General features: G+C 56.6%; 31 protein-coding genes. 17 read left to right on the forward strand and 14 right to left on the reverse strand.

The window, feature by feature from the left end:
- Positions 1–198: 198 nt before the first annotated feature.
- The 9 genes from NKT35_RS11680 (at position 199) to NKT35_RS11720 (ending at position 6,593) form a co-directional block, all read left to right on the forward strand.
- Positions 199–1,047 carry a flagellin N-terminal helical domain-containing protein gene (locus tag NKT35_RS11680; protein ID WP_254301317.1) on the forward strand — a complete coding sequence of 283 codons (849 nt, stop codon included), beginning with the start codon at positions 199–201 and terminating at the stop codon, positions 1,045–1,047.
- 74 nt (positions 1,048–1,121) lie between these two features.
- Positions 1,122–1,547, forward strand: a complete 426-nt coding sequence (locus tag NKT35_RS11685; RefSeq protein ID WP_254301318.1) for a flagellar protein FlaG — start codon at positions 1,122–1,124, stop codon at positions 1,545–1,547.
- A gap of 37 nt (positions 1,548–1,584) precedes the next feature.
- The gene (fliD, locus tag NKT35_RS11690; protein ID WP_254301319.1) at positions 1,585–2,973 is read left to right on the forward strand and encodes a flagellar filament capping protein FliD; all 1,389 of its coding nucleotides are present in this window, start codon (positions 1,585–1,587) and stop codon (positions 2,971–2,973) included.
- A gap of 86 nt (positions 2,974–3,059) precedes the next feature.
- The gene (gene fliS, locus NKT35_RS11695; protein WP_254301320.1) at positions 3,060–3,470 is read left to right on the forward strand and encodes a flagellar export chaperone FliS; all 411 of its coding nucleotides are present in this window, start codon (positions 3,060–3,062) and stop codon (positions 3,468–3,470) included.
- Between the two features lie 44 nt (positions 3,471–3,514).
- On the forward strand, positions 3,515–3,820 hold the full coding sequence (gene fliT / locus NKT35_RS11700; protein ID WP_254301321.1) for a flagellar protein FliT: 306 nt from the start codon (positions 3,515–3,517) through the stop codon (positions 3,818–3,820).
- 126 nt (positions 3,821–3,946) lie between these two features.
- The gene (locus tag NKT35_RS11705) at positions 3,947–4,300 is read left to right on the forward strand and encodes a DUF2802 domain-containing protein (RefSeq protein ID WP_254301322.1); all 354 of its coding nucleotides are present in this window, start codon (positions 3,947–3,949) and stop codon (positions 4,298–4,300) included.
- Positions 4,297–5,337, forward strand: coding sequence for a flagellar hook-length control protein FliK (fliK, locus tag NKT35_RS11710; RefSeq protein WP_254301323.1), 1,041 nt, complete (start codon positions 4,297–4,299; stop codon positions 5,335–5,337). Before NKT35_RS11705 ends, fliK begins: the two co-directional genes overlap by 4 nt.
- Positions 5,318–5,656, forward strand: coding sequence for an EscU/YscU/HrcU family type III secretion system export apparatus switch protein (locus NKT35_RS11715; protein WP_254301324.1), 339 nt, complete (start codon positions 5,318–5,320; stop codon positions 5,654–5,656). The genes fliK and NKT35_RS11715 overlap by 20 nt, the downstream gene beginning before the upstream one ends.
- 70 nt (positions 5,657–5,726) lie before the next feature.
- Positions 5,727–6,593, forward strand: a complete 867-nt coding sequence (locus tag NKT35_RS11720) for an NAD(P)-dependent oxidoreductase (RefSeq protein WP_254301325.1) — start codon at positions 5,727–5,729, stop codon at positions 6,591–6,593.
- Positions 6,594–6,649: 56 nt separating this feature from the next.
- Here the strand turns inward: NKT35_RS11720 and NKT35_RS11725 are convergent, their stop codons facing one another.
- Positions 6,650–6,919 carry an HU family DNA-binding protein gene (locus NKT35_RS11725; RefSeq protein WP_254301326.1) on the reverse strand — a complete coding sequence of 90 codons (270 nt, stop codon included), beginning with the start codon at positions 6,917–6,919 and terminating at the stop codon, positions 6,650–6,652.
- Between the two features lie 289 nt (positions 6,920–7,208).
- Between NKT35_RS11725 and NKT35_RS24180 the strand changes: the two genes are divergently transcribed.
- A complete protein-coding gene (locus tag NKT35_RS24180; protein WP_505190942.1) occupies positions 7,209–7,415 on the forward strand; it encodes a DUF3761 domain-containing protein in 207 nt (68 codons plus the stop codon).
- A gap of 51 nt (positions 7,416–7,466) precedes the next feature.
- Here the strand turns inward: NKT35_RS24180 and NKT35_RS11730 are convergent, their stop codons facing one another.
- Positions 7,467–7,874, reverse strand: a complete 408-nt coding sequence (locus NKT35_RS11730; protein WP_254301327.1) for a hypothetical protein — start codon at positions 7,872–7,874, stop codon at positions 7,467–7,469.
- 355 nt (positions 7,875–8,229) lie between these two features.
- On the opposite strand from NKT35_RS11730, the gene NKT35_RS11735 reads away from it, so the two are divergent.
- Positions 8,230–8,520: a GFA family protein gene (locus tag NKT35_RS11735; RefSeq protein WP_254293107.1), complete on the forward strand. Its 291-nt coding sequence runs from the start codon at positions 8,230–8,232 to the stop codon at positions 8,518–8,520.
- Positions 8,521–8,920: 400 nt separating this feature from the next.
- Positions 8,921–10,585 (forward strand): B12-binding domain-containing radical SAM protein, encoded by a 1,665-nt coding sequence (locus tag NKT35_RS11740; RefSeq protein WP_254293109.1) that lies wholly within the window; start codon positions 8,921–8,923, stop codon positions 10,583–10,585.
- 879 nt (positions 10,586–11,464) lie between these two features.
- Here the strand turns inward: NKT35_RS11740 and NKT35_RS11745 are convergent.
- The 5 genes from NKT35_RS11745 to NKT35_RS11765 form a co-directional block, all read right to left on the reverse strand.
- Positions 11,465–11,767 carry a BrnA antitoxin family protein gene (locus NKT35_RS11745; RefSeq protein WP_254293111.1) on the reverse strand — a complete coding sequence of 101 codons (303 nt, stop codon included), beginning with the start codon at positions 11,765–11,767 and terminating at the stop codon, positions 11,465–11,467.
- A 10-nt stretch (positions 11,768–11,777) separates the two neighbouring features.
- Positions 11,778–12,086, reverse strand: coding sequence for a BrnT family toxin (locus tag NKT35_RS11750; protein WP_254293113.1), 309 nt, complete (start codon positions 12,084–12,086; stop codon positions 11,778–11,780).
- Between the two features lie 205 nt (positions 12,087–12,291).
- Positions 12,292–12,633, reverse strand: coding sequence for a hypothetical protein (locus tag NKT35_RS11755; protein WP_254293115.1), 342 nt, complete (start codon positions 12,631–12,633; stop codon positions 12,292–12,294).
- Complete coding sequence (locus NKT35_RS11760; RefSeq protein ID WP_254293117.1) at positions 12,630–13,112, reverse strand: hypothetical protein; 483 nt, start codon at positions 13,110–13,112, stop codon at positions 12,630–12,632. Before NKT35_RS11760 ends, NKT35_RS11755 begins: the two co-directional genes overlap by 4 nt.
- On the reverse strand, positions 13,109–13,483 hold the full coding sequence (locus NKT35_RS11765; protein WP_254293119.1) for a hypothetical protein: 375 nt from the start codon (positions 13,481–13,483) through the stop codon (positions 13,109–13,111). The genes NKT35_RS11760 and NKT35_RS11765 overlap by 4 nt, the downstream gene beginning before the upstream one ends.
- 491 nt (positions 13,484–13,974) lie before the next feature.
- On the opposite strand from NKT35_RS11765, the gene NKT35_RS24045 reads away from it, so the two are divergent.
- Positions 13,975–14,253: a type II toxin-antitoxin system RelE/ParE family toxin gene (locus tag NKT35_RS24045; RefSeq protein WP_256493448.1), complete on the forward strand. Its 279-nt coding sequence runs from the start codon at positions 13,975–13,977 to the stop codon at positions 14,251–14,253.
- Between the two features lie 12 nt (positions 14,254–14,265).
- Positions 14,266–14,568, forward strand: a complete 303-nt coding sequence (locus NKT35_RS11775) for a HigA family addiction module antitoxin (RefSeq protein ID WP_254293123.1) — start codon at positions 14,266–14,268, stop codon at positions 14,566–14,568.
- A gap of 1,203 nt (positions 14,569–15,771) precedes the next feature.
- On the opposite strand, the gene NKT35_RS11780 is transcribed toward NKT35_RS11775, so the two are convergent.
- The 7 genes from NKT35_RS11780 to NKT35_RS11810 all read right to left on the reverse strand — a co-directional run bounded on the left by NKT35_RS11780 (position 15,772) and on the right by NKT35_RS11810 (position 21,088).
- Entirely contained in the window at positions 15,772–16,518 is a 747-nt protein-coding gene (locus tag NKT35_RS11780) for a plasmid recombination protein (RefSeq protein WP_254293125.1), read from the reverse strand.
- A gap of 103 nt (positions 16,519–16,621) precedes the next feature.
- A complete protein-coding gene (locus NKT35_RS11785; protein ID WP_254293127.1) occupies positions 16,622–17,335 on the reverse strand; it encodes a phage antirepressor N-terminal domain-containing protein in 714 nt (237 codons plus the stop codon).
- Entirely contained in the window at positions 17,332–17,640 is a 309-nt protein-coding gene (locus NKT35_RS11790; protein ID WP_254293129.1) for a helix-turn-helix domain-containing protein, read from the reverse strand. The genes NKT35_RS11785 and NKT35_RS11790 overlap by 4 nt, the downstream gene beginning before the upstream one ends.
- Before the next feature lie 11 nt (positions 17,641–17,651).
- Positions 17,652–17,873, reverse strand: a complete 222-nt coding sequence (locus NKT35_RS11795; protein ID WP_254293131.1) for a helix-turn-helix transcriptional regulator — start codon at positions 17,871–17,873, stop codon at positions 17,652–17,654.
- An 82-nt stretch (positions 17,874–17,955) separates the two neighbouring features.
- A complete protein-coding gene (locus tag NKT35_RS11800) occupies positions 17,956–18,609 on the reverse strand; it encodes a hypothetical protein (RefSeq protein ID WP_254293132.1) in 654 nt (217 codons plus the stop codon).
- Between the two features lie 98 nt (positions 18,610–18,707).
- Entirely contained in the window at positions 18,708–19,979 is a 1,272-nt protein-coding gene (locus NKT35_RS11805; RefSeq protein ID WP_254293135.1) for a tyrosine-type recombinase/integrase, read from the reverse strand.
- Between the two features lie 242 nt (positions 19,980–20,221).
- A complete protein-coding gene (locus tag NKT35_RS11810; RefSeq protein WP_254293137.1) occupies positions 20,222–21,088 on the reverse strand; it encodes a YicC/YloC family endoribonuclease in 867 nt (288 codons plus the stop codon).
- Between the two features lie 97 nt (positions 21,089–21,185).
- Here NKT35_RS11810 and NKT35_RS11815 point away from each other — a divergent pair, with 97 nt between their 5' ends.
- The 3 genes from NKT35_RS11815 to rph are packed head-to-tail and all read left to right on the forward strand — an operon-like array spanning position 21,186 to position 23,804.
- Positions 21,186–22,160, forward strand: a complete 975-nt coding sequence (locus NKT35_RS11815) for a serine/threonine protein kinase (RefSeq protein ID WP_254293139.1) — start codon at positions 21,186–21,188, stop codon at positions 22,158–22,160.
- A complete protein-coding gene (locus tag NKT35_RS11820) occupies positions 22,157–23,038 on the forward strand; it encodes a PP2C family protein-serine/threonine phosphatase (protein WP_254293141.1) in 882 nt (293 codons plus the stop codon). Before NKT35_RS11815 ends, NKT35_RS11820 begins: the two co-directional genes overlap by 4 nt.
- 49 nt (positions 23,039–23,087) lie before the next feature.
- Positions 23,088–23,804, forward strand: coding sequence for a ribonuclease PH (rph, locus tag NKT35_RS11825; protein WP_305883427.1), 717 nt, complete (start codon positions 23,088–23,090; stop codon positions 23,802–23,804).
- Positions 23,805–23,856: the final 52 nt, after the last annotated feature.

Below are 23,856 nucleotides of genomic sequence, written 5' to 3' on the forward strand. Positions count from 1 at the left end.
CGCGGCCTAGGCTGGCCGCGGAGGCTGGAAAGCGGGATAGGCGAACAATGGAGAAAGCCTGATGAGATAAGGGTTTTGCCGCGATGAGTGAAAGTCAAGTGTGAAAATTCACACTTTGGCTATAAAGTTCGGAATGCGCTCGCCGATAAGCAGTGTAAGCAAGCCTCTTTGCCCACACTGAGTATCAGGAGAGTCATCATGGCCATTACCGTCAACACCAACGTCACATCGCTGCAAGCGCAGATCAACCTCAATAATTCGCAAATGTCGCTGTCGCAATCGCTGCAACGCCTGTCTTCGGGCTTGCGCATCAACAGCGCCAAGGACGACGCCGCGGGCCTGGCGATTTCTCAGACCCTGAGGTCCGCGATCAACGGCAATAACCAAGCCATCAACAATGCCAACGACGGTATTTCCGTTGGGCAGACTGCTGAAGGCGCGTTGGGCCAGATCGCCAACAACCTGCAGCGTATCCGTGAAATCGCGGTGCAGTCCGCCAACGGCTCGGTGAGCAACACTAACCGTTCGCAGCTGCAATCCGAAGTGGACCAGCTGACCCAGGAAATTTCGCGTATCGTGCAAACCACGCAGTTCAACGGCACCCAACTGCTGTCGGGTTCCGCGGTGCTGATGTTCCAAGTCGGTTCGTCCGGCGCCAGCAGCAACCAGGTTTCCATCTCGTCGGTGGACATGACTTCGGCTGGCGTGCTGTGTAGCTACAGCTCCGCGCTGACCGCCACCGGCACGATCAACGTCACCACTCAGTCCGGCGCTTCCGCGATCCTGTCTACACTGGATAGCGACATCGCCGAAATCTCGACGGTGCGTTCCACCTGGGGCTCGGTGCAGAACCGGTTTGACGCGGTGGTAGCCAACCTGCAAAACTATGTGCAGAACCTGACGGCGGCCAATAGCCGTATCGTGGATGTGGACTTCGCGTCGGAAACAGCTAATCTGACGAAGAACCAGATCTTGCAGCAAGCGGGCGCATCGATTCTGAAGCAATCGAACACGCTGCCGCAATCTGCGCTGACACTGCTGCAATAAGTGGTAAATTGATGGTATAGCCAGTCTGCAGCTCCGGTTGGGCAGCCGGAGCTGCATCCGTTGGGAGAACGATCATGCAAATTCCTTCTATCTTGTCGCCGGCCTCTACGGTTGCCGCGACGCCGGTGCCGCGTCAACAATTGGTTGATCTGGCTCAGTCGTCTCCTAATGATCCGAATCAGCCGGTTTCGGCCGATTCGACCCAGGCTGTCGCAGCGGCGGGGCAGAGCCAGCAACAGCAGTCGTCCGCAAATCAGCAACAAAATCAGCAAAGCGTGGCCAAGCAGTTGGAAGAATCGGTCAAGCAGCTGAATAACACCGCTTCGATGTATGACAGTTCCTTGCAGTTTTCCGTCGACAAGGACACCGGCACTACCGTGGTGAAAGTGGTCGACAAGGAAAACAACAAGGTGATCCGCCAGATTCCCTCGGAAGATGCCCTGCGCATCGCCAAGGCGATCGGCGATTTCAAAGGACTCTTGCTGAAGGACAAAGCCTGATCTGTTTGTCCCGATGCGGCTATAACATGGGGATAACATGGCAGCCATTACCAGTTCCGTGGGTGCATTGGATGTACAGGGCATCGTCAGCCAGCTGATGATGATTGAAAGACGGCCGCTGAATGAAAGCCTCAGCCGCTCGGATCAATACAATACGCAGCTCAGCACTGTCGGCAAGCTGAGTTCGTCGCTGTCTGCCTTGCAAACAGCGATGACGGGTTTGTCTTCCGGCCGTTTCCTGCAAGTATTCAAGGCGACGGTCAGCGATGGCTCGATGGGCGCCGTCACGACGACCAGCGGCGGCAGCGCAGGCACCTATCAGATCAATGTCACCAGCCTGGCCACCAACCGCCAGCTGGTGTTTGATCAGGCCGGCGGCGTTAACATCAAAGATCCCAAGGCGGCGCTGGCCGGCGCGCCGAATCAGCTGTCGTTCGAGGTCAACGGCAAAACGCAGACCGTTAAGCTGGCTGATAAGCCGGGTGATCCTGTGAGTTTGCAGACCATCAATGACAAGATTAATTCTGCTGGCGTTGGCGTGAATGCAACCATTGTCCAGAATGTCGTCAAAGGTGACGATGGCAAAAGCACCACGCAATACAAGCTGGTGCTGACGGCAGCCAACTCTGGCACCGACAACGAATTCAAGATCGTCGGCGGCGACAGCGATAATGGCAGCACCTCCGGCGCGACCTTGGCCAAGGTATTGACGCAGAGTCCGACCGGGGTCAAAGAGTCTCAGGATGCGAAGAATGCCGATCTGACAGTGAACGGCGTATCGATTTCCTCTGGCAGCAACAAGGTTTCCAGCGCGATCGCCGGGGTGGATGTCGATCTGTACAAAGCTGGCAGTTTCACGGTATCCATGTCGCCGGACAGCGCCGGGGTGAGCAAGAACCTGCAATCGTTCATCGATGCCTACAATCAGGTCATGAGCGATGTGAGCAGCGCGCGGAAAGGCTCGATGAAGGGCAATGCCTCGGTTCTGGATATTCAGACCAAGCTGGCCCAAGTATTGTCCACGCCGGTGGCAGGGGTGGATCCGGTCAATTCCGTCGCCTATCTGGCGCAGGTGGGTATTTCCTTGCAAAAGGATGGCACCTTGAAGTTGGATCAGACTAAATTCAACGATGCGGTGAAAAAAGACCAGCAAGCGGTGATCAATCTGTTCGGCAATAACGCCAACACTGGTTTCGCGCAACGCTTCAATACCGCGATCAACGACATGTTGGCGCCAAGCGGGGTCATTGAAACCAGCAAAGCATCCATAAATTCGCGAGTGAATACAGAAACCCAGCTGCAAAGCTCTTTGAAATCGCGCTTGGATTCCAAGCAAAATCAGTTGTTGCAGCAATACACATCGTTGAACAAGACGTTGGCGCAAATGCAGGCGGGCTCGAATAGCTTGTTCAATTTGATTAAATAGCAAGATGTAGCTGAATCCTCGCGGGCGCTGGTTGGGAGTCGCGCCCGCATGAAAAGAAACGATGGTGACCCATGCTGAATTCACGGATGCTCAAGCAGTTCAATCAGGCGTATGCAAACGATGCGCTGAAAACTGCGGTCTATGGGGCGAGCCCGGTTGGAATCGTCGTGATGTTGTATGAAGGGGCGATCAAGGCGGTGAGCTCGGCTGGGCTGGCGATTGACGCAGGTCATTTCGAAGAGAAGGCCAGAATGATCACCAAGGCCGTAGATATCCTGGAAGGCCTGAGAATCGCTTTGGATCTTGATGTGGGTTCTGACGCAGCGGTAAACCTCAACGACTTGTATGTCTATATGAAGCTGAGGTTGGCCAAGGCCAGTCTGAAAAATGACAAGGAAATTCTTCAGGAAGTGCGCGAACTATTGGAAACCATCTTGCCGGCCTGGCAACAGGTGGATAGGCCGCAGGCAGCCGCGCAGCCAGAGCAAGGCAGATGAGCGATAGGCCAATGGAAAAGCAGTTTGATGGCAACGCCAAAGGTTTGGCGCAACTGATTGATGCATTGGAGCCCCTGGCCGTCCAGCTGTTGAAACTGGCGGGTGAAAGAGACAGAGTGGCGTTCGCCAAACTGTATGAGCAGCACGAGGGCTACACGCATCAACTGTTGGGCAGGCTTGAGGCGGGCGAGAACAAAAAACTGAGCGCGACGCAACGCGAGGCGCTCAAACGCGTGCTCGGCTTGCGCAGCCAGATCGAGCAGCAGATCGCCCTCTGGGCCGAGCAGTTGAAAAACGATTTGTTGTCCTTGAATCAAAGCTCAAAGCTGATGCGGGAATACAAGGGGTGAGAGGGTGGATGGGCGGTTGCCGCCTTGCGGAATCGTCTCAAATCCCAGGGGTTCGGGCTTGGGTTGCGCGATTTTTCGCCATACACTTAAAGTCCATTGTGGATGTTTACCCGAAGGGAAACCACCATGTCCGGCGTCTTCTTCCCTTACTTGATGGTTGTGCTGTGGCTGCTGTTGGCGGCCTCTTGCGCGTACTTGTATTTCAGGCTGCAAAAGCTTGAAAGCAAGCGCGACAGCCTGACCTCCATGTATCTGGACCAGCAGCAGCAGCAAATCAGCGCGCTGCAGCGAGATGTCGCGCGTCTGCAGTCCAAGCTGGAGCATCATGCTCAGCCGGAGTCTGGCTTGAGCCCTTATAATCAGGCCATAGAAATGATCCGGCAGGGGCTGACGGCCTCTGAAGTCGCCTCGCGTTGCGGCATTTCGCGCAGCGAGGCCGAGCTTATCGTGTCTCTTTATCGCAATAGCCCCACCTCATGATTCCGTCTTTATCCAATACCCTGAGCAATCTGACTCAGGGCTCCGCAGTCAATCTCCCGCGCGGCAATATCGATGCCAGCCAGTTGCTGGAGGCGCTCACCCAGCCGGGTAAACTGCCTTCCTTGATGGTCGGGGAATTATTGACCGCGAAAATCGCGGATCAACTGGGCAACAATCAACTGGCGGTGCTGATCAAGAATGGCTTGTTCACGCTGAGCCTGCCGCCTGGCGTCAACCCTTCCGGCGATTCCCTGAATCTGAAGGTCGTCTCGCTGCAGCCGTCGCTGACCTTCGCCTTGCAGCAAGGCGGCAAGGAGGCGGCGCCGCCGCAAGACGGCTCGGTAGCCGTCAAGTTGAGCACGGCCTCGCGCTACCTGACCTCGCTGTTAAGCGCGGCGGATGACGGCGCGCCAGCCAAACCATTGCAGCTGGATGCTGCTGAGCATCCCCCGGCGCAACTGGCCAAGCAGCTGCAACAGAATGTCAAACAGAGCGGCTTGTTTTATGAATCGCATCTCAAGGATTTCAGCAATGGCCTGCATACCCTGGAGCAGTTGAAACAGGAGCCGCAAGCCAAGTTTTCGCTGACCCAGCAGGCGCTGGATATCGGCCAGAAGCATGATCAAGGGCAAGCACAAGCGCTTAGGCCTCAAGCGCAAGAGCTGGGCAGCCTGGTGCAGCGCCAGCTGGATGGCCTGGAAAACCGCGCGGTGCAGTTTCAGGGTCTGGCTTGGCCTGGACAGCCCATGCAGTTGCAGATCGAACAGGAGAAGCCGCAAAACGAGAGGCAAGGGAGCGGACAGGAGGATATCCCTGTTTGGAATACCAGCCTCTCTCTGGAGCTGCCTGCGCTTGGCGGCTTGGGCGTGCGGGTGAGAATGATAGGCCAGACCGTGCAGGTGTCTTTTCAGGCGGATGAAGACGGCATCGGCGCAATGATCAAACAGCATGCCCAAAAATTGCAGAGCGGCATGGAAGCCGCGGGATTGACCCTGGCCAGCTTGGTAGTGAACCGCAATGAACCAGCAGCAGAATGATGATAAACGCCAATCGGCGGTGGCGTTGTCGTATCAAGAAGGACAGCGTTCGCCGCGGGTAGTGGCCAAAGGCTACGGGCAGATGGCGCAGCGCATCATAGAATGCGCGCAAGACGCCGGCGTATTTGTCCATGATTCGCCGGAGTTAGTGTCGTTGCTGATGCAAGTGGATCTCGACAAACATATCCCTCCAGAGCTGTATCGGGCGGTGGCGGAGATACTGGCCTTTGTTTATTTTCTGGAGCGCCAGGCCGGATCGCCGGACACTCGCTTCGAGGATTGGATGACGGCGCGGAAAACGCCGGCCAATAATCCCTGACCCATGCTGGCGCGCAGCGCCGCAATCCCCTATGCTCAGCCCTTACAGCGCACACAGGGGGAAGATTTCCATGCATATCGGTTATATCGGTCTTGGCATCATGGGGCGTCCTTGCGTCCTCAATCTGCTAGAGGCTGGCCATCAGGTCAGCGTTTGGGCTAGGCGCAAGGAAAGCGCCGCTCCGCTTTTGGACGCGGGCGCGCGCTGGGCGGAAACGCCTGCCGAATTGGCGGCCCAGGTAGAGGTGCTGGTGACCAATGTGTCGGATACCGCGGATGTCGAGGCGGTGCTGCTCGGCGAGAGGGGCGCGATCCATGGCGCCAAGCCAGGCTTGGTGTGCGTTGATATGAGCACCATCGCGCCGAACGGGGCCAGGCGCATCGCGGCGGCGTTGCTGGATAAGGGCATCGATTTTCTGGATTGCCCGGTGTCCGGCGGCGAAGTCGGCGCGGTCAACGGCACGCTCACCATCATGGCGGGCGGCAAAGCGGAAGCGCTGGAAAAAGCCCGCCCGGCATTGCAGGCCATGGGGCAGACCATTACCCATATCGGCGCGAGCGGGGCCGGCCAAGTGGCCAAGGCCTGCAATCAGATCGCCGTGGCGGTGGGGGTGGCGGCGGTGGCGGAGATCGTGAAACTGGCCCGCGCATGCGATGTCGACCCGGCTCCCGTCCGTGCCGCCCTGCTGGGAGGTTTCGCCCAAAGCCGCGTGTTGGATGTGCATGGCCAGCGGATGATAGACGACAATTACGCGCCGGGATTCAAGGCCAAGCTGCATGCCAAGGACATGCATATCGTGCTGGATACGGCGCGGGAGCAGGGCATCAGCCTGCCGGCTGCGGAACGCACCATGACATTGATAGACCAGTTGGTGGCGCAGGGCGATGGCGAGTTGGATTCGTCGGCGATCGCCAAACTGATCTGGCAGCAGAACTAAACAATAAAAAAGCCGCATCCCGATGATGCGGCTTTTTTCATGGATGCGGCGTAGCCTTAGGCGATGCGATCCTTCAGTTGCTTGCTGGCGACGAAGGCCACTTTGCGCTTGGCGGCGATCTGGATGGTTTCGCCAGTCTTGGGGTTGCGGCCGGTGCGGGCGGCGCTTTCCTTCACCTTGAACTTGCCGGCGACGATGCTGAGTTCGCCATTGCTGGCCAGCGTGTCCAGCAACACTTCGTCAAAAGCGGCCAGTACGCGCAGTACGTCGGCTTTGGTCTGGCCGGACTTGTCGGCGAGCAGGGCAATCAGTTCGGCTTTAGTCATGGTGCGTGTCTTTCAGATATCAGCTTAAAGATTCATTTTCCGCGATTTCTCTTAGGGAATAAAGTATATCCGGCATATTTCACTTACAAATTGATTGAAAATGAGCACGGGCGTGGCATTGTCGCCTCAATGATTGCATGGGTGATGAAGTTTTACCTTTCAGGGATAGGCGTTTCCGCCGGTAGCGCTAGAATCCGGCATTTTCCAGGAAACGAATTCGATGTTGGATGCAATGAGAAAGATGGCGGTTTTTGCTGCGCTGGCCTTCAGCGTGGCGTCTCCGGCCGCGATGGCCAGGAAAGTAGCGGGAAGCGCTAACTTGGCGACGCAGGATAGTCCTGCGACACAAGCAGGAGATCGTGCCCACCCGAGCAAGCGCCCCGCCGGCAAACCTGCTCATGCCACGGCTCATTGCCGAGATGGCAGCGATAGCTTCCGCAAGCGTCATCAGGCGCTCTGCTCTCGCCATGGCGGCGTGGCGCAGTGGCATCGCTAGGCCAAAAAAAGGCCCGCGATGGCGCGGGCCTATCATCCGAGAGGATGGTTTTCAGGCAGTGGTGTCTATTTGGGAGCCTACGGTGCCCAGCACATTGGAAGAGGCGCTGCCGGAGCTGCCGGCGCTCTGTTGTTGGCCGCCGCCGCCGTGGTGATGGTGGTGGCCGGCGTGCTGGCTTTGCAAGGTTTGGAATGCCTGTTGGGCCGCTTGCAGATTGCCGCTTTGCAGCGCCTGGCCAAGCTGCGCGAATGGATTGTTGCTATTGCTCTGCGAGCTGGAAGCATTGCCGCTGTTAGGCTGATTGGCGGACAGACTGGAGAAGGCGCTTTGGGCTTGGCTGAGGTTGCCGGATTGCAGTGCCGAAGCCAGCTGCTGGAAATTCTGCTGGTTTTGCTGCCAGTTCGAGGCGCCCTGTGTTTGCCAATTGGAGTTGCCGCTGCCTACGCTGCTGATGCTCATGATGCTTCCTTTCATGCGGTCTGTTCGACCCATTGCTTGCCATGGTTCCCATACTGCAGCGTGAGGTTCACGGTCCGTTGGAGCGATTCGCGGCATCGTCGCTGCTTAAGCTATTTATCGGGGCCATTTTGGCGGTCTTAAGTCACAAACTTTGCTGGCGTTGTTAAGGATTGTTTTGTTAAGTCATTGTCATTCAACGGGTTTTCGGCTTTGTCGACTTCCATCTAAGAGTGAGGGGCATCCGGTGCGGCTAAGCATGCGTTTGGCTTGGACACCGGCAATGTTGCTGGAAGTTCGGCTGCTCGCATCGTAAGGACAGAGCAGTCCTGTTAGCTATTGCGCCAAGATCGGTCAAATGCCGATCTTCCCCAAGCATGGAGCCCGCTGCCATTGCGGAGACGTGATTTTGGAGCGTGCTCTGCCAAACTGGGTGGAGAGCTCAAGGCGCTACGATCGCTCGGTCTGTAAGCGCAAGGGCGAGATTGGCTTCTCCATCCCCTTGTCCGGCTTGCGGATTGTGCAAGGAGCAGCGTGGCTGACGCGGTATCAATTATTCAATATCCGGACCGCCAAGCACTGCTTTGGCAAGGTTTGCGGCATCTACACCCATCACCAGCACCGTTTCGATCCTAATGTCTATGCCTAAACGCGGGCAGCCTTGAGAACATGCATCCCTTCGATCTGGGATTGGCGCCTGTTGCGGATGGCCATCATCATGTGCAGGACAGGCAGAGTGGGGCGGGGCTGAAAAGAGTAAAGCAATGCCAGAGCCTGCAATGTTGTTGCTAAAGTATTAAGTTATTTATGAGCTTGTCGATTTCCATCAAAGTTTCTGCAGGCCTGCCCTGGAGGATGCGATAGTAGAGTGGTGGCAGAGCAGAGCGTCGTAGGCCAGAAGAGTGTGGCGATAGGCAACGATTGAGCTTAAGCAAAGCCGCAGGTGTCCGATAGCAATGCATGGACCAGCGGTCAACCAGGCTTTCCGCGCCGGCATGATGTAATCATACGATCACTATCAATGTGAATAGAGAATAAGCGAGGTTGAAATGTCTTCGAAATGTTTGTTGATTATTCCTCCGAATATTACTTTTGACGCATTCGTCAACCCATCTGCGAATAGCAAGTATTGGACCCATCGCAATGGAAGAAAATATGGAGTACTAATTACAGATGTGCCTTTAGGCGTTTTGACTATCAGCGCGTGGTTGAAAAGTAAGTGTGATGCAGATGTAAGAGTAATCGATTTCAACACGGAAATACATAAAACTTGGGATGATCCGGATGCGCCCTCGTTTCATGATTGGTTTGATAGGGTATTGGCTTCGGTAAAAGAGTCCGGTTTTGATCCGGATGTAATTGGGTTTTCCTCGCTATTCATAACAGGCTATGAGAATCTGTTGGCTTTGGCTGAGACATCAAAACGAATTTTCCCGAAAGCCTTTCGCATTTGTGGCGGTAATTTGCCTACGACGATGTACCGCGAGGTTTTTTCAGATGCGGCGGATGCTTTTGACGCGCTCTGCTTTGGTGAAGGGGAACTGCCTATATCGGAGTTGATGGCAGCGAAAGATAAAAAGGCATACTGCGATAGCTCGATGCAGTGGGTCACCAAAAAGAACTTGGTATTGGGAGGCGTGTATCAGCACAATTTTATTTCTAATCTGGATGAAATTCCTGACTTGGATTATGATTGTATTGATTTAAAGGATTACCATCTAAATCCAACTATCAAGGCCTACACGTCGATAGGCGACAGAACTAATTACATCACCTATATGGGCAGTCGTGGTTGTCCATTTCATTGCACCTTCTGTGCCGCTCATACAGTGCATGGCCGTAAAATGAGAAGCTTTACAATTGAGCGGATTGAGCGGGAGCTAACCGATCTGTGTGATAAGTATTTACCCAATACCTTGGTTATTGAAGATGATATGTTTCTGTGGGATAAGGAGTGGGCGGCTAGCGTACTCAAAATCGCGCAAAAACTGAATCTTGTTTGCTTCTTTCCAAATGCACTGGCCTTGTACGCTTTGGATAGACCTATGTTGGAAGAGCTTTATCGAACCGGTGTGCGGCAGTTGACGCTGGCAGTGGAGTCTGGAAGCGCGCGTGTTCTGAAAGAGGTTATGAAGAAGCCGCTGAAACTGTCCATTACGAATCGTGTGGTGGAGGATTGTCGCGATTTGGGAATCTATACGGATTGCAATATTATCATCGGCATGCCTGGAGAGACCTTGAATGACATTGATGATACTCGTGAGTATCTGAGAACCCTGGATGCCAACTGGTATAGAATCAATGTCGCGACGCCATTGGCCGGGAGCGAGATGTATATCAAGGCTGTTAAAAATGGCGAAATTAAAGGCGATATCCGAATGGCTGGGTATAAAAAGTGTGTGGTAGAGACAAAGGATTTTACGCCAGCCCAGATTGAGTCTGTTGCCTATGATATCAATCTGGAAATGAATTTCTTGAGAAATTCGGATATTAAATATGGCCGATATGAACGAGCTCTCGAAACCTTCAGTAATGTGCTGTTGTTAAGAAACGACCATGCGCTGGCAATGTATAAAGTCATTGAGTGCCGATCTTATCTTGGAATGGATGAAGATAAAGAATTGTTGTCTAAGAAATTGGATGAAATGCTTGAAGGCAGCCCATTCTGGAAGAAATACTTTATTGAGCATGATCTGCGGGCTCCGGCGTATTGATAGCTGTAATAGTTAAACAAATGCCGCCATGCCTGATCGGGCTGGCGGCATTTTATTGAGGCGAAAAATTGTATAAAAAAGCCCCGGCTGGCGGGACTTTTGTAGTTTCGCTGACACGGCGTGAAAGATTACTCGATGTTGAATCTGATTATTGAGTAGAGGCATGAAAGCCTTGTCAGTAATGTATCGAGCTATTCGATGTTTTGCGTTGTGTACACCCATGTGTACACGTTAAAACGGAGTGCTACCTGCAAGGAGGCTATCTCACACCTCCACGGTTGAGGATTGCATTCCCATCAAAAAAGCCCCATCAGGTTAGCGAATGATCCGGCCAAGACGGCTATGGCGGTCCACTGGGCTGCCGTTTGGTTCAGTTTGGCTGCACGGGGACCGACTTCCAAAAGCGCCGATATCCATACCGATTGCTCCATGTCAGCCTCTGGGGGGAGTCTACCTCCTTCATCAAGAATCGGGCGAGGAGCGCATTTGCTAGCTTCTCTCCAGAGCCACGCGGCCCAAAGCCCACTGCCGGCCGATAGTATGGTCAGTGTGAATTGGAACCAATGGAGCATTTCGTTCTCCCGAATGTGGCTTCGATTTAATTATTGCTCCTGTTACGTTGCAATGCACCCACTGCATTATCTGACCTGGCGATTGCATGTGGTGGTTTTGAGGCCCGGCCCGGCGCCGCACCCTCGTTGCTCATTCAGGGTGTTTCACCCTGTTTGGGGTGATTCGCCCCGTTCAGGCCATTTCGGTCTGTTCGTACTGAGTCGGCGCGGTGGTGGACGTAGCCGGATTGCAGCATGTTGGCAGATTCAGAACCTCGAAGGAAAGACACAAAAAAACCCGCCGGGTGGCGGGTTTATGGATTGCTAGTTAGCTACGCTTGGCGGCCAACTCGGTCGCACGATCAATAGCCAACTTGTGCATCTCGTCGTTGACATAGCGGGTCAAAATCTGCCGCGCTAGCGGCTGGTAGCCAATCCCACTGAGCCGCGCCAAGACCTTAAGGTCTTCAATCAGATTGGCTTGTAGCCGAATGGAAATACTTTTGAGTCCAAGTGCATCGTCGATGTCCTGGGCGTGCTGGGCACTAGCCGTCGTTGCATGTTCTGCCGATCTGCCAAGCTCACCAGATTCCCATTGATCTACGTCACCATCAATGTCGAGGTCTGACATGTTCGTTCTCCTACAGCAGAGTCTCTGCGATCCCTGTAACAGCGGTGTACGTCGCAATATCGGCAGCAGCAGCCTCAAAGGCCGTCTTGATGAATGTGCCGCGTGGCGGGTCATACACCACAACAATTTTCAATAAACGCCCTGTGTCCGTACGGGCGAGAAACCACTCTGTCGGCGGGTTAGTTTGATGCACGGCTCGTGTATCTGCAATGTATGGGCCGTTACGGTTGAAAAATGCTTCATCCAGTTCATGCGGTTGGATGTTGTGCTTGGTCCGCAGCTTCGCCTCAATCTTGGGCGACAAGACATAGTGCGCCATGCGTGTTCCTATTGTATATACACGATATCCACAAAAGCAATGCTTGTTTCCGCTCGTAGAAACCCTTTAACCGTAGTCACATGAGCGTCATATCGGCATCAGTACTTCCACTTATCCGGAGACACAAAGACCACGCACGCCAGCAGCAGACAAGCCAAAGCCCCCAGGCGGGGGCTTTGCTGTGGCAGGGTTGCGCAGTCGGCTGTCAGGCAGTTGGCGGCTGCTCGTCGCTGCACTCATCAAACGATGCGGCAATGCTGCCCATCAGGCCAATCCCCCAGCCTGACAACCGTTCTTGATCCGGCGTCAGGTTTGGGGCTTTCAGGCCCAGGCGCAAGAGCAACTGCGTTGCGCAATTATGGATAGTGCCGCATGGGTCTGCTTCATCCGCCACCAGTGCAAAGGCTAGCTCGCCCTCAAGCATGCCAACGATGCGATTCTGCGTTGTCATTGGCTGGGCCAGCATGTCCTGTACCACGTCCGGGCGGATCAATTGGCCAATGGGGTGGAAGGCATTGCCGCCGGCTGGGTCGAATTGAGCTTTCATGTTTGCTCCTCCTCGGGGCGGTCCTGTGCCTCAGCATCGCGCCGCTCTATTACTTCACCAATCTGGCGCAGCGTCTCCGTTGCATAAATGTCAGCCCGCGTTTCTTCGGCCTGGCTGTCTTCAACTGGCTTCGTACCGGATAGCCAGTAATGGCGGGATAGCTGAGAGGTTGCGAGCGCGGCAGCCTCGTTTGCCAAGTCGAGCGTACCGCCCAGCACCCGCAACAGCTTGCCAACTTGCGGAAGCCGTTCGCGCTCGTCGCCGATATCGTCCGGATAGCTGACTAATAGCTGACCAACGACTTGCAGTGCATTGGCAATATCATCTTGAACCAGTTCAGCGGTGCTGAGCGCCATGCCCGCGTCGCGCTCTGACACGGTTGGTTCGACGCATTGGGCTTTATGGTTCCAAGGTGCATTTGCGCTGAGCGCGGCGAGATTCTGGGCCAGGTAGCCAACAAGGTTTCCATCGGTGTTCATAGCGCGTCCTCCTCAAGGTCTTCCACGGCGCAAAACATCCCCGCGAATAGTCCGGTAATCCAGCCGCGCAAACGCTGCTGCTCGATGGTCAGTCCTTGGCGACTGGTCAAGCCCAGGCGCAGCAAAAGCTGCTCTTGGCAACCCTCGATGGTTTCGCGCACGTTGGTAGAGGTTGAGGCGGCCAGAGCATAGGCAAGCTCGCCTTCAATGCCGCCATAGCCGTATGACGCGACAGACGCATCATCGGCGCAGATGGTGCTTTTTAGCCTGCGTTCGCAGGCGATTTGGCCTGCTGCAATGGTCAGTGGATTAGCGATGTCGGCTGCTGGATTACGTGGGGCGCCGCAAATGGGCGTGTTGGTGCCTGGCATGGTGTGCCTCCTTATGAGCTGAGGCCAGCTCCCCCGCTTGCATCGGGGTGGCGGGCGCATGGCAGGGTTTGCAAGACGGCCATAAGGTAACCGCAGCCCGAAGGCTCCCTGCCACGGCCCGCCATAAAACGGGCGCACCTGTGGCGGTGTACGGACGTAAAAAATGCCGCATGGGCGGCTGTCCGCCTTATGGTTCGGGCTTGCATTCCCGGCGCTGGATGAGCCAGCGCACCGGGACTATAGGTCCGAACTTTTGTGTTTGCAAGGTGGAGTTACTTAGACGTGAAGCGATACCGTTCCGCTGATGATAGGTCAATCGGCTGGGCTATGTGGCCGGCTGGTGTTTGCACGTACAGGCTTCCCGCTTTTGGTAAGTGTTCCCGGATATGGGAACCGTTCAAGCTACTGTGATGCGCTACGCATGTGGCTTCGCGTGTCACTATGTCTCAATAAGCTTCCCGTTTACCGGTAAACGGTATATACTGCACGGCATGATCAGATCGTTTAGATGCATCGATACTCAGGCCTTATTTGCTGGTGAGTCCGTTCCTTCTTTGGCCAACATTCGGGCAGTGGCTGAACGGAAATTGCAGATGATTGCCTCTGCCTGTACGGTGGGCTTCCTGCGCTCTCCGCCTGGCAATCGGCTGGAAGCCTTGAAGGGTGACCGAGAGGGGCAATTCAGCATTCGCATCAACGATCAGTGGCGTATCTGTTTTCGCTTTGAAGACGGTGATGCGTTTGATGTTGAAATTGTTGACTACCATTGAGGAGGGTTCGCCATGACCATCAAGAACGGTATGCGCCCCATCCATCCGGGCGAAATTTTACGTGAAGACTATCTGACTCCGCTGAACATGACACCGCATGCGTTGTCCTTGGCGCTGCATATCCCAGCATCTCGGGTAAATGATATTGTCCGCGGGCGCCGCGGCATAACAGTTGATACCGCCATGCGGCTGGCTCGCTACTTTGGTGGCGACGCACAAAGCTGGCTGAACCTGCAGACAGTCTATGAGCTCAAGCAAGCTGCTGGCGCGCTGGAAACAAAGATCAGCCAAGAGATTACGCCACTGACTGCGTAAAAACGTACCCACCAAGACGGCCCGCTACTAGGCGGGCTTCTTTCATTTCAGGCATGTCGTACGGCCAAAGTTGGGGTCTCGAATGGCGTGTAGACTTTACGAATCTAGGCAGGTGACACATGGAGGGTGAGGTTTTGGCATGGTTAATTTTGCAACATTAAAATAAATTAATCTTGCAAGATAACCGGTAAAACTGCGTCTAGAAGCAGCAAAAAGCCACCTAACCGGCGGCTTGCTTAGTTCTGAGGCTGTCGCATGCCGCCTTAGGATTTCTTAGGGATGTGGTGGCTGCCGCCGTGTCCGTCAAACTGAAGTTTTCTGAAGCATTCACTATATTTTTCTGTAGTAGCCGCGTGGTCTGCTTTGCGCGAAACCTTATGATTTCCCAGTAGATTTGCCCCTAGTTTTCCCTAGTAGATCAGTATCTTATGTCACCAAGGCATGACTGCCTGTTTTGCTGATGCCGATTGCTGGCGTTTTAAGGTGCTGCCACGCCGCGCAGAAGATTTAACGTACCCCTTGCGCCATCTAGGGCGGCAAAGGGCATGTGGCGTGGCTTTCTGCGTCATCATCGTCAGATTTCACCTCGCGGCCAGTCCAGATCAACCGCCGCGACGTCCAGTTCCAGCAATTCGACCGGACACGGCGGGTAGCTGGGCAGGGCTGGCCTGCCAGATCGGCGGGAAAATTCGTCCACCAGTTGCCCGTTTTCAGCCGGCTAAACAGGGATTGCATGGGATTGTTTTCGACAAGCAAGGGGTTTTCAGCGCAATGAGGATCAATATTCCGAGCGATGCCCGTAAATTTCACCCTTTTTCGGAACAGTGTTCCTGGCATTGCGTGGGGTTGATTTTGAATAACGGCTATTGCGGTGGTTGGGATGGCTGCAATCCTTGCTGGGCAATGGTTTGCTGGGTTTTCCAACACCAGCAGGCCGCAGGGCGTTCATAGGGTTAGTTTTCATTGCATGGGGTTTGTGTTCGAAATCCCTGGGTATCGTGCGTTGGCCATCAGAGTGGCATCGCATGGGGTTGTTTTCGTACTTAATCAATCCTGACGGGCCGCACCTGCTTGTGGCAGGCACGCGGCCCTGGGCATTCCGCTGCGTCTTCAGTTGGTGGCCGGCTGATTTTGGCTGCTTGCGCCACCCCTTCGAGATGGTGGGCTGAGGCAACCCCTACACTAAAGGTAGGGGTCGCGATTTTAGGCGGCCTCCTTGTCCGCATCGTCAACCCCTATAGGGATTGCCGGTGTCGAGATGGCGACCCCAAATGCCATCGCTAGGCTCTGAAAATCTGGCGCGACTTGCAGCGCTTTGCCCAGCTGGTGTTTTTGGTCGGCGCTTAGCCTCGCGCCCTGGCGGATGACAGCATCAACGATCTGCCGCGCTGCGCTTTTGCGCTCTGCCGCCGGCATCTTGGCCGGTGGGTCGATCCCGAAGCGCTTGCAAACGGCAGCCTGGAAATCGCGCTGCATGCGTGCCATGTCTGGCCGCTTTCCCATAACAACATCGCCTTGCAGGCGCCCATCGCGGATCGGGACGAACAAGTAGTGCGCATGCAGTTCGGCCTCGTCAAAATGCACTACGGCATGCAGCAACGGGCAGTCGTACCAGGACACAAGCCAGTCCTTGGTCGCCTCGAAAAAGGCCACGGGGTCCTCAAGTGGCTGCTTTGGATCAACGACAACCTCAAGCAAGACGATCTGATCTTTGCGCTTGGGCTGGGCGCCAAACATTTCGAGAATGCGCGCATGTGATGCCACGATTTCCTCCGCAGTTTCCGGCCCAGCTATTACGCGATTCAGGTGTACGCGCGCCGGGTCAATCCTGGCCCCAGGCCCGCCCCGCAGCTCGGCTGCGATGCTGCGCGTGTTATGCGCAGCGATGGTCTGCAGGTTCTGATTGGGTCGCTTGCCGTTGATGGCGTGCGCGCTCAGGTACGCAGGCATTCATCCCCCTTGGCATGAGGCAGGCCGCGCCCATGAGGCTGGCCCGTCCTCGTCTGCGGATATGCGGCGGATTAGCCGACTTTGCGGTGGGGTGTGGCCGGCGTCATGCGGACAGTCTCCCGGCATCGTTGGCCGGGATAGCCAGGCGCTGGCGCTGCTCGCTGGCAAATACCTGCAACGCGGCTTTGCGCTCGCTGTAGTCCAGCCCCCTGGCGATCAGTACCGCATCACGGCGGCGCAGATCGGCCAGCAAAGCGAGCTGGTCGGCATTTAGCCCGCTCTCGTCCAGGCGGGCAAAGTTGCCTGTCACGCACCAATTCAGCAGGCAGTGCTCGTTCATGAAGTGGTGCCGCTTGGGCGTCTTGCCATCTAGCAGCATCACGTCACGCATGACATCCGTCATCAGGCGGCCGGCTGCGCGCTTGCTATCCACAGCTAGCACGCGGTAATCCGTCTTCGCTTGGCCTTGGGTGAATGCCTGATTCAGCACCCTGAAACATTCGCGCTGGTAGTGAATCACCTTGTCGCGGACGCCGGCCTTGACCTTGTCCGGGTTTACCTTGAACAGCCAGCCTTGCAAATACTCCGCCGGCAGGCAGAGCATTTGACGTTGCTTTCCGTCTGCGCCAACCATTGCCATCTGGGCAACGATTGAACAAAGAACCGGGTCGCTCATCAACTTGCGATACTGCCGCGCCCAAGACAGGCCCATACCTTCGACAATCGGAAGCATGGCGACGTAGGCCACGCCGTCGCTAATGACGCCCTCCAGCTGCACGCCGGCAAACTCCGCATGCACGACGATGGACTTGCTCATGCGGCCTCCTTCCTGGCGAGTGCAATTAAGCTGTACTCGGCAATGCGCGAATGGCGGCGGCCGTGCTCGTCAAAAATCGTGATAAGCCGCGTGCGAATCAGATTGCCAGCATGGCGTAAATCCATGATGCGCCCGCCGGGGTGCAAGATATTCAGCTCCGTGCGCGCGCGAAATGTGGTGACAGTGCCGGTTTTTAACGCTTCCAGCAGCCTCGCGCATTGCAGCGTGGTGCTGGTGTCGTTAATATCGGCGGTGTGGTTGGCGCTCGTTTCTGCTGCGGCGGGGCGGGCGTTTTTGTTTTCCATCGTCCGCCCCCTTAAGCCGCTTGGCCCAGCTGGTCAAGAAATGCTCGGATTTCCTCCACGCGCCACGCCGTTACCTTCTCGGAGAGTTTTACTGGCGCGGGCATGGTGCCAGCACGGACGCGGCGCCAAATTGTGGAGTCAGACACAGGAAGGATTTTGCGCAGGTCGGCCAGTCGAATGAAACCAGTGACGGGCAGTGCGCCGTAGTGGGGTTGTTTGGGTAGTGTTGCCATGTCTTTGCCTTATATGGCTGTTGGTGACATCACTAACCTATTCAGAAAAGTTAACAGGCGCAGTATATTGGCTCTGTAAAAATCACTTCCAGCTGGGTGGCTTTGTCTTCCCCGTCACTCGCGACGGGCGAGCAGCTTTTTTACTGATGCCACGAACTGCTTTCACTATGAGGGCGCGCTCTATGATTTGCTCAATCCAGCGCTCTTGAATCGGGTCTTCCATTAACTTGTTGAGATAATTTTTTGCTGATGCCACACTAAACCCGTTTTCTGGTGCTATGCGCTTCGCTATGGCATGCTCAGTTTCATAAATGCCAGTTTCCTCCATTTTTATGTAACTTTGCACCCACGCTGCTTGAATCTTGCGCACCTTCTCTCTTGTTTGGGCGTCAGATGGCGTGTGTCCTTTCCCGAACCTCAGAGCTGCTCTAAGTTCTGTAAACAAGTCACTGCCCGATAGACCTTGATTGGATATCACCTTAATGAGGTCTTTGATTAACGGGTCCAACTCGTCCAGAATCATCAGCCTGACCATCTCGGCGTGAAGCCGTTCGAAAACATCAATAGCTATGCTTCCGCCTGGTTCGGGGGTAATTTCCGCTATTACTGCTTGTAAACGCGCCGCGCTCTCTGACTTATCCGTCTCTCGGCGCGCGGCATATGCCCTCAGTAGATAAAGCCCACCCTCTGTCTCCCGGTACTTTGTTAACTCCTCGGCTCCAGCGGTTTTCTTCATGACGCCTCCCTGGCGGTACTCCCTGAATGGATTGCCGCGCCAGGCGGGCAGGGTTTCCCGCTTTTCGATTGGCCGATCTAGGCTCGGCAAAGCTGGTGTCAGGCCGTTTTCTTCCGGCCCTTGGCAATCGGTGTCACGTTGTAGGCTTCGCCCTTATCCAGTGCATTGAGCAGTCCGGCCCATTTATTCAAGGCGTCGCGGCGCTCGTTGAAATAATCATGTCGGTTGTAAACCCCTTCCACGCCGGGGATTTTGTGATTGAGGCAGCGCTCCGCTACCACGGGATCAATGCCCAGCTCTGCAAGGTGGGTGCGCGCGGTACGGCGCAGGTCGTGGATGGTGAAGTCCGCCACGTCCGGCATGTGCGGCTTGACCTTGCCCAGGGCGGTGCCAATGGTGCCCTCGTGGATGTGCGGCACCATGCGGTGCTGCATCTTGCGCGCCGGCAGCAGCCAGCCGCTGGGGCCGGCCAGGTCGAACAGCTGCTGCAGCCATTCTACGGCCAGGGCGGGCAGGGGGATGTCGATAGGCTTGCCGGTTTTGCTGCGCTCGCCGGGCAGGTGCCAGATGCTTGCTGGCAAGTCGAACTCTTCCTTGCGCGCGGCGCACAGCTCCATCTTGCGGACGCACAGCAGCAACAGCAGGCGAATGGAGAGGTCATTCTCTACGCTGAAGCCCTTGGCCAGCCTCATGGCGGAGAATAGCTTGGCCAGTTCGTCGCGGCTCAAGGCACGGTCGCGGGCTTCTTCCTTGCCGCCCGCATCGCCCACGTCAAAGGCGCTGGCCGGGTTGATTTCGATGATGTGGCGCTTGATAGCGTAGTCGAGCATGCGCCTTATCCAGCGCAATACATCGTTGGCAATCGATGGCGCGCCGCGCTTGACGATGCTCTGCAGCATGTCGTCGATGTGGCGGGGCTTGATGTCCTCCACCTTCATCTTGCCCAGCATCGGGGCGATGTCCTTGTCGATCCGGCGCCGCACGATATCAGGGTGCTTCCAGCGGCCAAGGATCATCCGCTCGTAGTACTCGTTCGCCAGCGCCAGCATGGTGATGGCGTTCTTCTCTTCCTCGATTCTGGCAAGCGCCGCGGCCTTGCGCTCCTGCTTCTCGCCGGCTACATCGTAGCCCAGCGCCACGCGGGCGGCCATCTCTCTGGCGGTTTCTCGGGCCTTGGCCAGAGATAGTTCGCTGTACGAGCCAATCACCACGGCGCGAGCCTTGCCAGAGAACTTGTAACGGAAGCGCCAGAACGGGACGGAGTAGCGCGAGGGGAAGCAGAGATAGAGGCCATCGCCATCGGCGCGGGCTTCGAAGTGTTCACCGGCCTTGATCCAGGCCCGGATTTGCATGTCGGTCAGCTTGGCCATGTCGCGTACCTCAAACACAGAGTAGGCCGGAGAACCCCGCGTGGCTGTTCAATCCTCAAAAATCTAAACAGCGGATAGGGCCGTGTACATACTCAACTGACTGGGAAGGCCTGTATGTACACCTGTATGTACACGGTAATTATGCGCTTTGTTGGTGTGGGGTGATACGTGGTGACATGAAAAAAGCCCTGCAGAACAGGACTTTGTGGATTTTTTGACACGTGGTGACGCGTCGTGAAAGATTACTCGATGTTTTGAATCTGTTCCCGCATCTGCTCGATCAGCACCTTCAGTTCCACCGAGGCCTGGGTGGTTTCGGTGGAGACCGATTTGGAGCCCAGTGTGTTGGCTTCGCGGTTCAGTTCTTGCATCAGGAAGTCCAGACGCTTGCCAGATTGGCCGCCGGACTTGAGGATGCGGCGCACCTCGCTCAGGTGGGTGCTCAGGCGCGACAGTTCTTCATCCACGTCTATCTTCTGCGCGAACAGGGCGAACTCCTGCTTCAGGCGGTCGTCGTCGACATTGCCCAGCGCTTCTTGCAGGCGGCCGGACAGCTTGGCCATATAGTTGTCCAGAATCTGCGGCAGCTTGGGCTTGATCGCGGCGACGATGGTTTCCATGCCCTCGATGCGCTCGATCAGCACCGCCTTCAGCTTTTCGCCTTCGCGGCCGCGAGAGGCGTTGAAATCGCCCAGGGCGGTTCGCAGCGCGTCCAGACACAGCTGGTGCAGCACTTCCGGCGCCAACTCATTGCTTTTCAGCACGCCGGGCCAGCGCATCAGTTCGCCGACGGACAGGCCGTGGTTGCCGCCGCATTGTTGTTGCACTTCGCGCGACACTTCCATCAGGCGTGTCAAAAAGGCCTGGTTCAACTCCAGGGTCGGGGCCGTGCTGTCCAGCTGGTTCAGGCCGACGCGGCATTCCAGCTTGCCGCGGGTGACTTTGGCGGCGATCTGTTCGCGCAGTTGCGGTTCAATGATGCGCAATTCTTCCGGCAGCCGCATCTGCACATCCAGATAACGGTGATTGACGGCGCGCACCTCCAGGCTCAACATGCCACCGGGGAATTCCCGGGTGGCGGCGGCAAAGCCGGTCATGCTCAGTATCATGGGGGCTCCTGATTCGTATCCATTTTCAAATGCCGGGCCCGAATTGCTTTGCTAAGCTCAATTCAGGGCCAGTGGACACTATAACAACTGCCATTCAATGACTCAATCCAGCCAGCAAACCGCGTTGCCGGCCGGCTACCGGCTAGCCGAGTACACCATTGTCCGCCAATTGTCGGTTGGCGGCTTCAGCGTGGTTTATTTGGCGCTGGATGATGCCGATCGCAAGTTCGCCATCAAGGAATATCTGCCTCGCAATCTGGCGGAGCGCAATAAGGAAGGCGAGGTGGTGGTGTCGCACGATGTGGACCGCGATGCTTTCAATCTTGGGCTGAAATGTTTTTTTGAAGAAGGCCGGGTGCTGTCCGGCATTTCCCATCCCACCGTGGTAAGGGTGAGCAACTTCTTCCGCGCCAATCATACGGTGTATATGGTGATGGAGTACGCCGACGGCCGCTCGCTGGGGCGCGAGCTGGAGCTGGCGGGAGGGCGGATGGAGGAGAGGCGCATCCGCAACTGGTTCGCGGCTTTGCTGTCCGGCTTGCGCGAGGTGCATAGCCAGCGCTTGCTGCATCTGGACATCAAGCCGGCCAATATTTATCTGCGCCGCAACGGCGTGCCCTTGCTGCTGGACTTCGGCGCGGCCAGGCAAACGCTGTCGCGCCGGGATACGCATTTCGCCGCCATGTACACGCCGGGCTTCGCCGCGCCCGAGCAATACGAGCACGACAGGCCGCTGGGGCCGTGGACCGATATCTATGCCATCGGCGCCTGTCTCTATGTCTGCATGGGCGGCGAAACGCCGCAAAACGCAAAAGACCGGCTGGCGCAAGATGCCTTGGCGCCGGCCTGCAAAGTGTTTAGGCATCACTATTCGGCCGAATTGACCGAGTTATGCGATCGTTGTCTGTCCTTGTCCCCGGACGAGCGGCCCGCCACGGTGCTGGAGGTGCAAAAATGCCTGCAGCAAACCGAATACAGCAAACCCGAAAAGCCGGAAGGCTTGGAGGGCAGCAAGCTGGTGGGCTGGATCAAGGGGCTGAGAGGCGGCCGGCATCGCGAGGGGGCGGAATGAAACTGGCTATCTTTCAGGAAAGCAGGGTGGGGGGGCGCAGCTACAATCAAGACCGCTACGCCATCGCCCATACTCGCGAGGCGGTGATGCTGGTGGTGGCCGATGGCATGGGCGGTCATTTGCGCGGCGAAGTGGCGGCGCAGATCACGGTGGACCTGATCTGCGAGCTGTTCTACCAGCAGGCGACGCCGATTCTGAGCCATCCCAACCGCTTCCTGGTCAATGCGATCAGCTCGGTCCATCAAGTGATATTGGAATACGCGGCCGATCACAGGCTGCCGGATGTGCCCAGCACCACGGTGGTGGTGGCCATTCTGCAGGAAGACAGCCTGTACTGGTGCCATGTAGGCGACTCCCGCCTGTATCTGCTCGATGAACAGGGCCTGCGGGTGCGTTCGCGCGACCACTCTCAGGTGCAGCGGCTGATCGACCAGGGCTTGTTGACCGAAGAGGGCGCCAAGACCCATCCGGAGCGGAACAAGATTTACAACTGCCTGGGTGCGTCCAGCGATCCGGATATCGATATCGGAGAGCGGCAGCAGATCGGGCCGGGCTGTTCCATCCTGTTGTGCACCGATGGTTTATGGTCGCAGGTGCTGGATGGCGAGATGGAGAAAGTGTTCGCCGGCCGGCATGTCAATCAGGTGCTGCCGGCGCTGATCAATGTGGCGGAAAGGCGGGCCGGCGCCGGGGGTGACAATCTCACGGCCATCGGCGTGACCTTGCTGGATGAGGCGGCGGCGTCCAGCGAGCGCGGCGATGTGCTGGACACCGAGGTGACGCCCCCGCATAAAGGCGGCAGGCTGATTTTGGAATCCAATCTGGAAATCATGCATCAGGAAATCTTGGCCAGCCAGGTTCCCGCCAAGAATGCCTAAGCGCCGGGGTATAATCGGCCCCATCTTTTTTCTCCCGTTCAGGAATGCCATGAGACCCTCCCAACGCGATCTCGACGCCATGCGCGTCGTGCGTCTGACCCGTTCTTACACCAAGCATGCCGAAGGTTCGGTGCTGGTGGAGTTTGGCGACACCAAGGTGATTTGCACCGCCAGCGTAGAGGAAACCGTGCCATCCTTCCTCAAGGGCAAGGGCCAAGGCTGGGTCACCGCCGAATACGGCATGCTGCCGCGCTCCACCGGCAGCCGGATGAAGCGCGAATCGGCGGCCGGCAAGCAGACTGGCCGCACCCAGGAAATCCAGCGGCTGATCGGCCGCTCCTTGCGCGCGGTGGTGGATCTGGCCAAGCTGGGCGAGCGGCAGATCGTCATCGACTGCGATGTGATCCAGGCGGATGGCGGCACGCGCACCGCCAGCATCACCGGCGCTTATGTGGCCTTGGCGGATGCCATCGGCGGCCTGATCCGCGCGGGCAAGCTGCAAGCCAGCCCCTTGCGCGATCAGGTGGCCGCGGTGTCGGTGGGCGTTTACCAGGGCAAGCCGGTGCTGGACCTGGACTACCCGGAGGATTCCGGCTGCGAAACCGATATGAATGTGGTGATGACCGGCAGCGGCCGCTTCATCGAGGTGCAGGGCACCGCCGAAGGCGAACCGTTCAGCGAGGAGGAAATGGCCGCCATGCTGGCGCTGGCGCGCAAGGGCATTGCCGAGCTGTTGCAGGCGCAGCGCGAGGCGCTGGCCGGCTAGAGGGGCGGTTCGGATAAGGATGCAGCCCTGTCGATGGCTTTCGGCAGGGCTG

Origin of the sequence: Chromobacterium sp. IIBBL 290-4 (assembly GCF_024207115.1) — a bacterium.
GTDB lineage: Bacteria > Pseudomonadota > Gammaproteobacteria > Burkholderiales > Chromobacteriaceae > Chromobacterium.

Coding starts and splice junctions, on each gene's coding strand:
- NKT35_RS11680 (WP_254301317.1), top strand. CDS start 199: ATGGCCATTACCGTCAACACCAACGTCACATCGCTGCAAGCGCAGATC.
- NKT35_RS11685 (WP_254301318.1), top strand. CDS start 1,122: ATGCAAATTCCTTCTATCTTGTCGCCGGCCTCTACGGTTGCCGCGACG.
- fliD (WP_254301319.1), top strand. CDS start 1,585: ATGGCAGCCATTACCAGTTCCGTGGGTGCATTGGATGTACAGGGCATC.
- fliS (WP_254301320.1), top strand. CDS start 3,060: ATGCTCAAGCAGTTCAATCAGGCGTATGCAAACGATGCGCTGAAAACT.
- NKT35_RS11705 (WP_254301322.1), top strand. CDS start 3,947: ATGTCCGGCGTCTTCTTCCCTTACTTGATGGTTGTGCTGTGGCTGCTG.
- fliK (WP_254301323.1), top strand. CDS start 4,297: ATGATTCCGTCTTTATCCAATACCCTGAGCAATCTGACTCAGGGCTCC.
- NKT35_RS11715 (WP_254301324.1), top strand. CDS start 5,318: ATGAACCAGCAGCAGAATGATGATAAACGCCAATCGGCGGTGGCGTTG.
- NKT35_RS11720 (WP_254301325.1), top strand. CDS start 5,727: ATGCATATCGGTTATATCGGTCTTGGCATCATGGGGCGTCCTTGCGTC.
- NKT35_RS11725 (WP_254301326.1), bottom strand. CDS start 6,919: ATGACTAAAGCCGAACTGATTGCCCTGCTCGCCGACAAGTCCGGCCAG.
- NKT35_RS24180 (WP_505190942.1), top strand. CDS start 7,209: ATGGCCAGGAAAGTAGCGGGAAGCGCTAACTTGGCGACGCAGGATAGT.
- NKT35_RS11730 (WP_254301327.1), bottom strand. CDS start 7,874: ATGAGCATCAGCAGCGTAGGCAGCGGCAACTCCAATTGGCAAACACAG.
- NKT35_RS11735 (WP_254293107.1), top strand. CDS start 8,230: ATGCCGATCTTCCCCAAGCATGGAGCCCGCTGCCATTGCGGAGACGTG.
- NKT35_RS11740 (WP_254293109.1), top strand. CDS start 8,921: ATGTCTTCGAAATGTTTGTTGATTATTCCTCCGAATATTACTTTTGAC.
- NKT35_RS11745 (WP_254293111.1), bottom strand. CDS start 11,767: ATGTCAGACCTCGACATTGATGGTGACGTAGATCAATGGGAATCTGGT.
- NKT35_RS11750 (WP_254293113.1), bottom strand. CDS start 12,086: ATGGCGCACTATGTCTTGTCGCCCAAGATTGAGGCGAAGCTGCGGACC.
- NKT35_RS11755 (WP_254293115.1), bottom strand. CDS start 12,633: ATGAAAGCTCAATTCGACCCAGCCGGCGGCAATGCCTTCCACCCCATT.
- NKT35_RS11760 (WP_254293117.1), bottom strand. CDS start 13,112: ATGAACACCGATGGAAACCTTGTTGGCTACCTGGCCCAGAATCTCGCC.
- NKT35_RS11765 (WP_254293119.1), bottom strand. CDS start 13,483: ATGCCAGGCACCAACACGCCCATTTGCGGCGCCCCACGTAATCCAGCA.
- NKT35_RS24045 (WP_256493448.1), top strand. CDS start 13,975: ATGATCAGATCGTTTAGATGCATCGATACTCAGGCCTTATTTGCTGGT.
- NKT35_RS11775 (WP_254293123.1), top strand. CDS start 14,266: ATGACCATCAAGAACGGTATGCGCCCCATCCATCCGGGCGAAATTTTA.
- NKT35_RS11780 (WP_254293125.1), bottom strand. CDS start 16,518: ATGCCTGCGTACCTGAGCGCGCACGCCATCAACGGCAAGCGACCCAAT.
- NKT35_RS11785 (WP_254293127.1), bottom strand. CDS start 17,335: ATGAGCAAGTCCATCGTCGTGCATGCGGAGTTTGCCGGCGTGCAGCTG.
- NKT35_RS11790 (WP_254293129.1), bottom strand. CDS start 17,640: ATGGAAAACAAAAACGCCCGCCCCGCCGCAGCAGAAACGAGCGCCAAC.
- NKT35_RS11795 (WP_254293131.1), bottom strand. CDS start 17,873: ATGGCAACACTACCCAAACAACCCCACTACGGCGCACTGCCCGTCACT.
- NKT35_RS11800 (WP_254293132.1), bottom strand. CDS start 18,609: ATGAAGAAAACCGCTGGAGCCGAGGAGTTAACAAAGTACCGGGAGACA.
- NKT35_RS11805 (WP_254293135.1), bottom strand. CDS start 19,979: ATGGCCAAGCTGACCGACATGCAAATCCGGGCCTGGATCAAGGCCGGT.
- NKT35_RS11810 (WP_254293137.1), bottom strand. CDS start 21,088: ATGATACTGAGCATGACCGGCTTTGCCGCCGCCACCCGGGAATTCCCC.
- NKT35_RS11815 (WP_254293139.1), top strand. CDS start 21,186: ATGACTCAATCCAGCCAGCAAACCGCGTTGCCGGCCGGCTACCGGCTA.
- NKT35_RS11820 (WP_254293141.1), top strand. CDS start 22,157: ATGAAACTGGCTATCTTTCAGGAAAGCAGGGTGGGGGGGCGCAGCTAC.
- rph (WP_305883427.1), top strand. CDS start 23,088: ATGAGACCCTCCCAACGCGATCTCGACGCCATGCGCGTCGTGCGTCTG.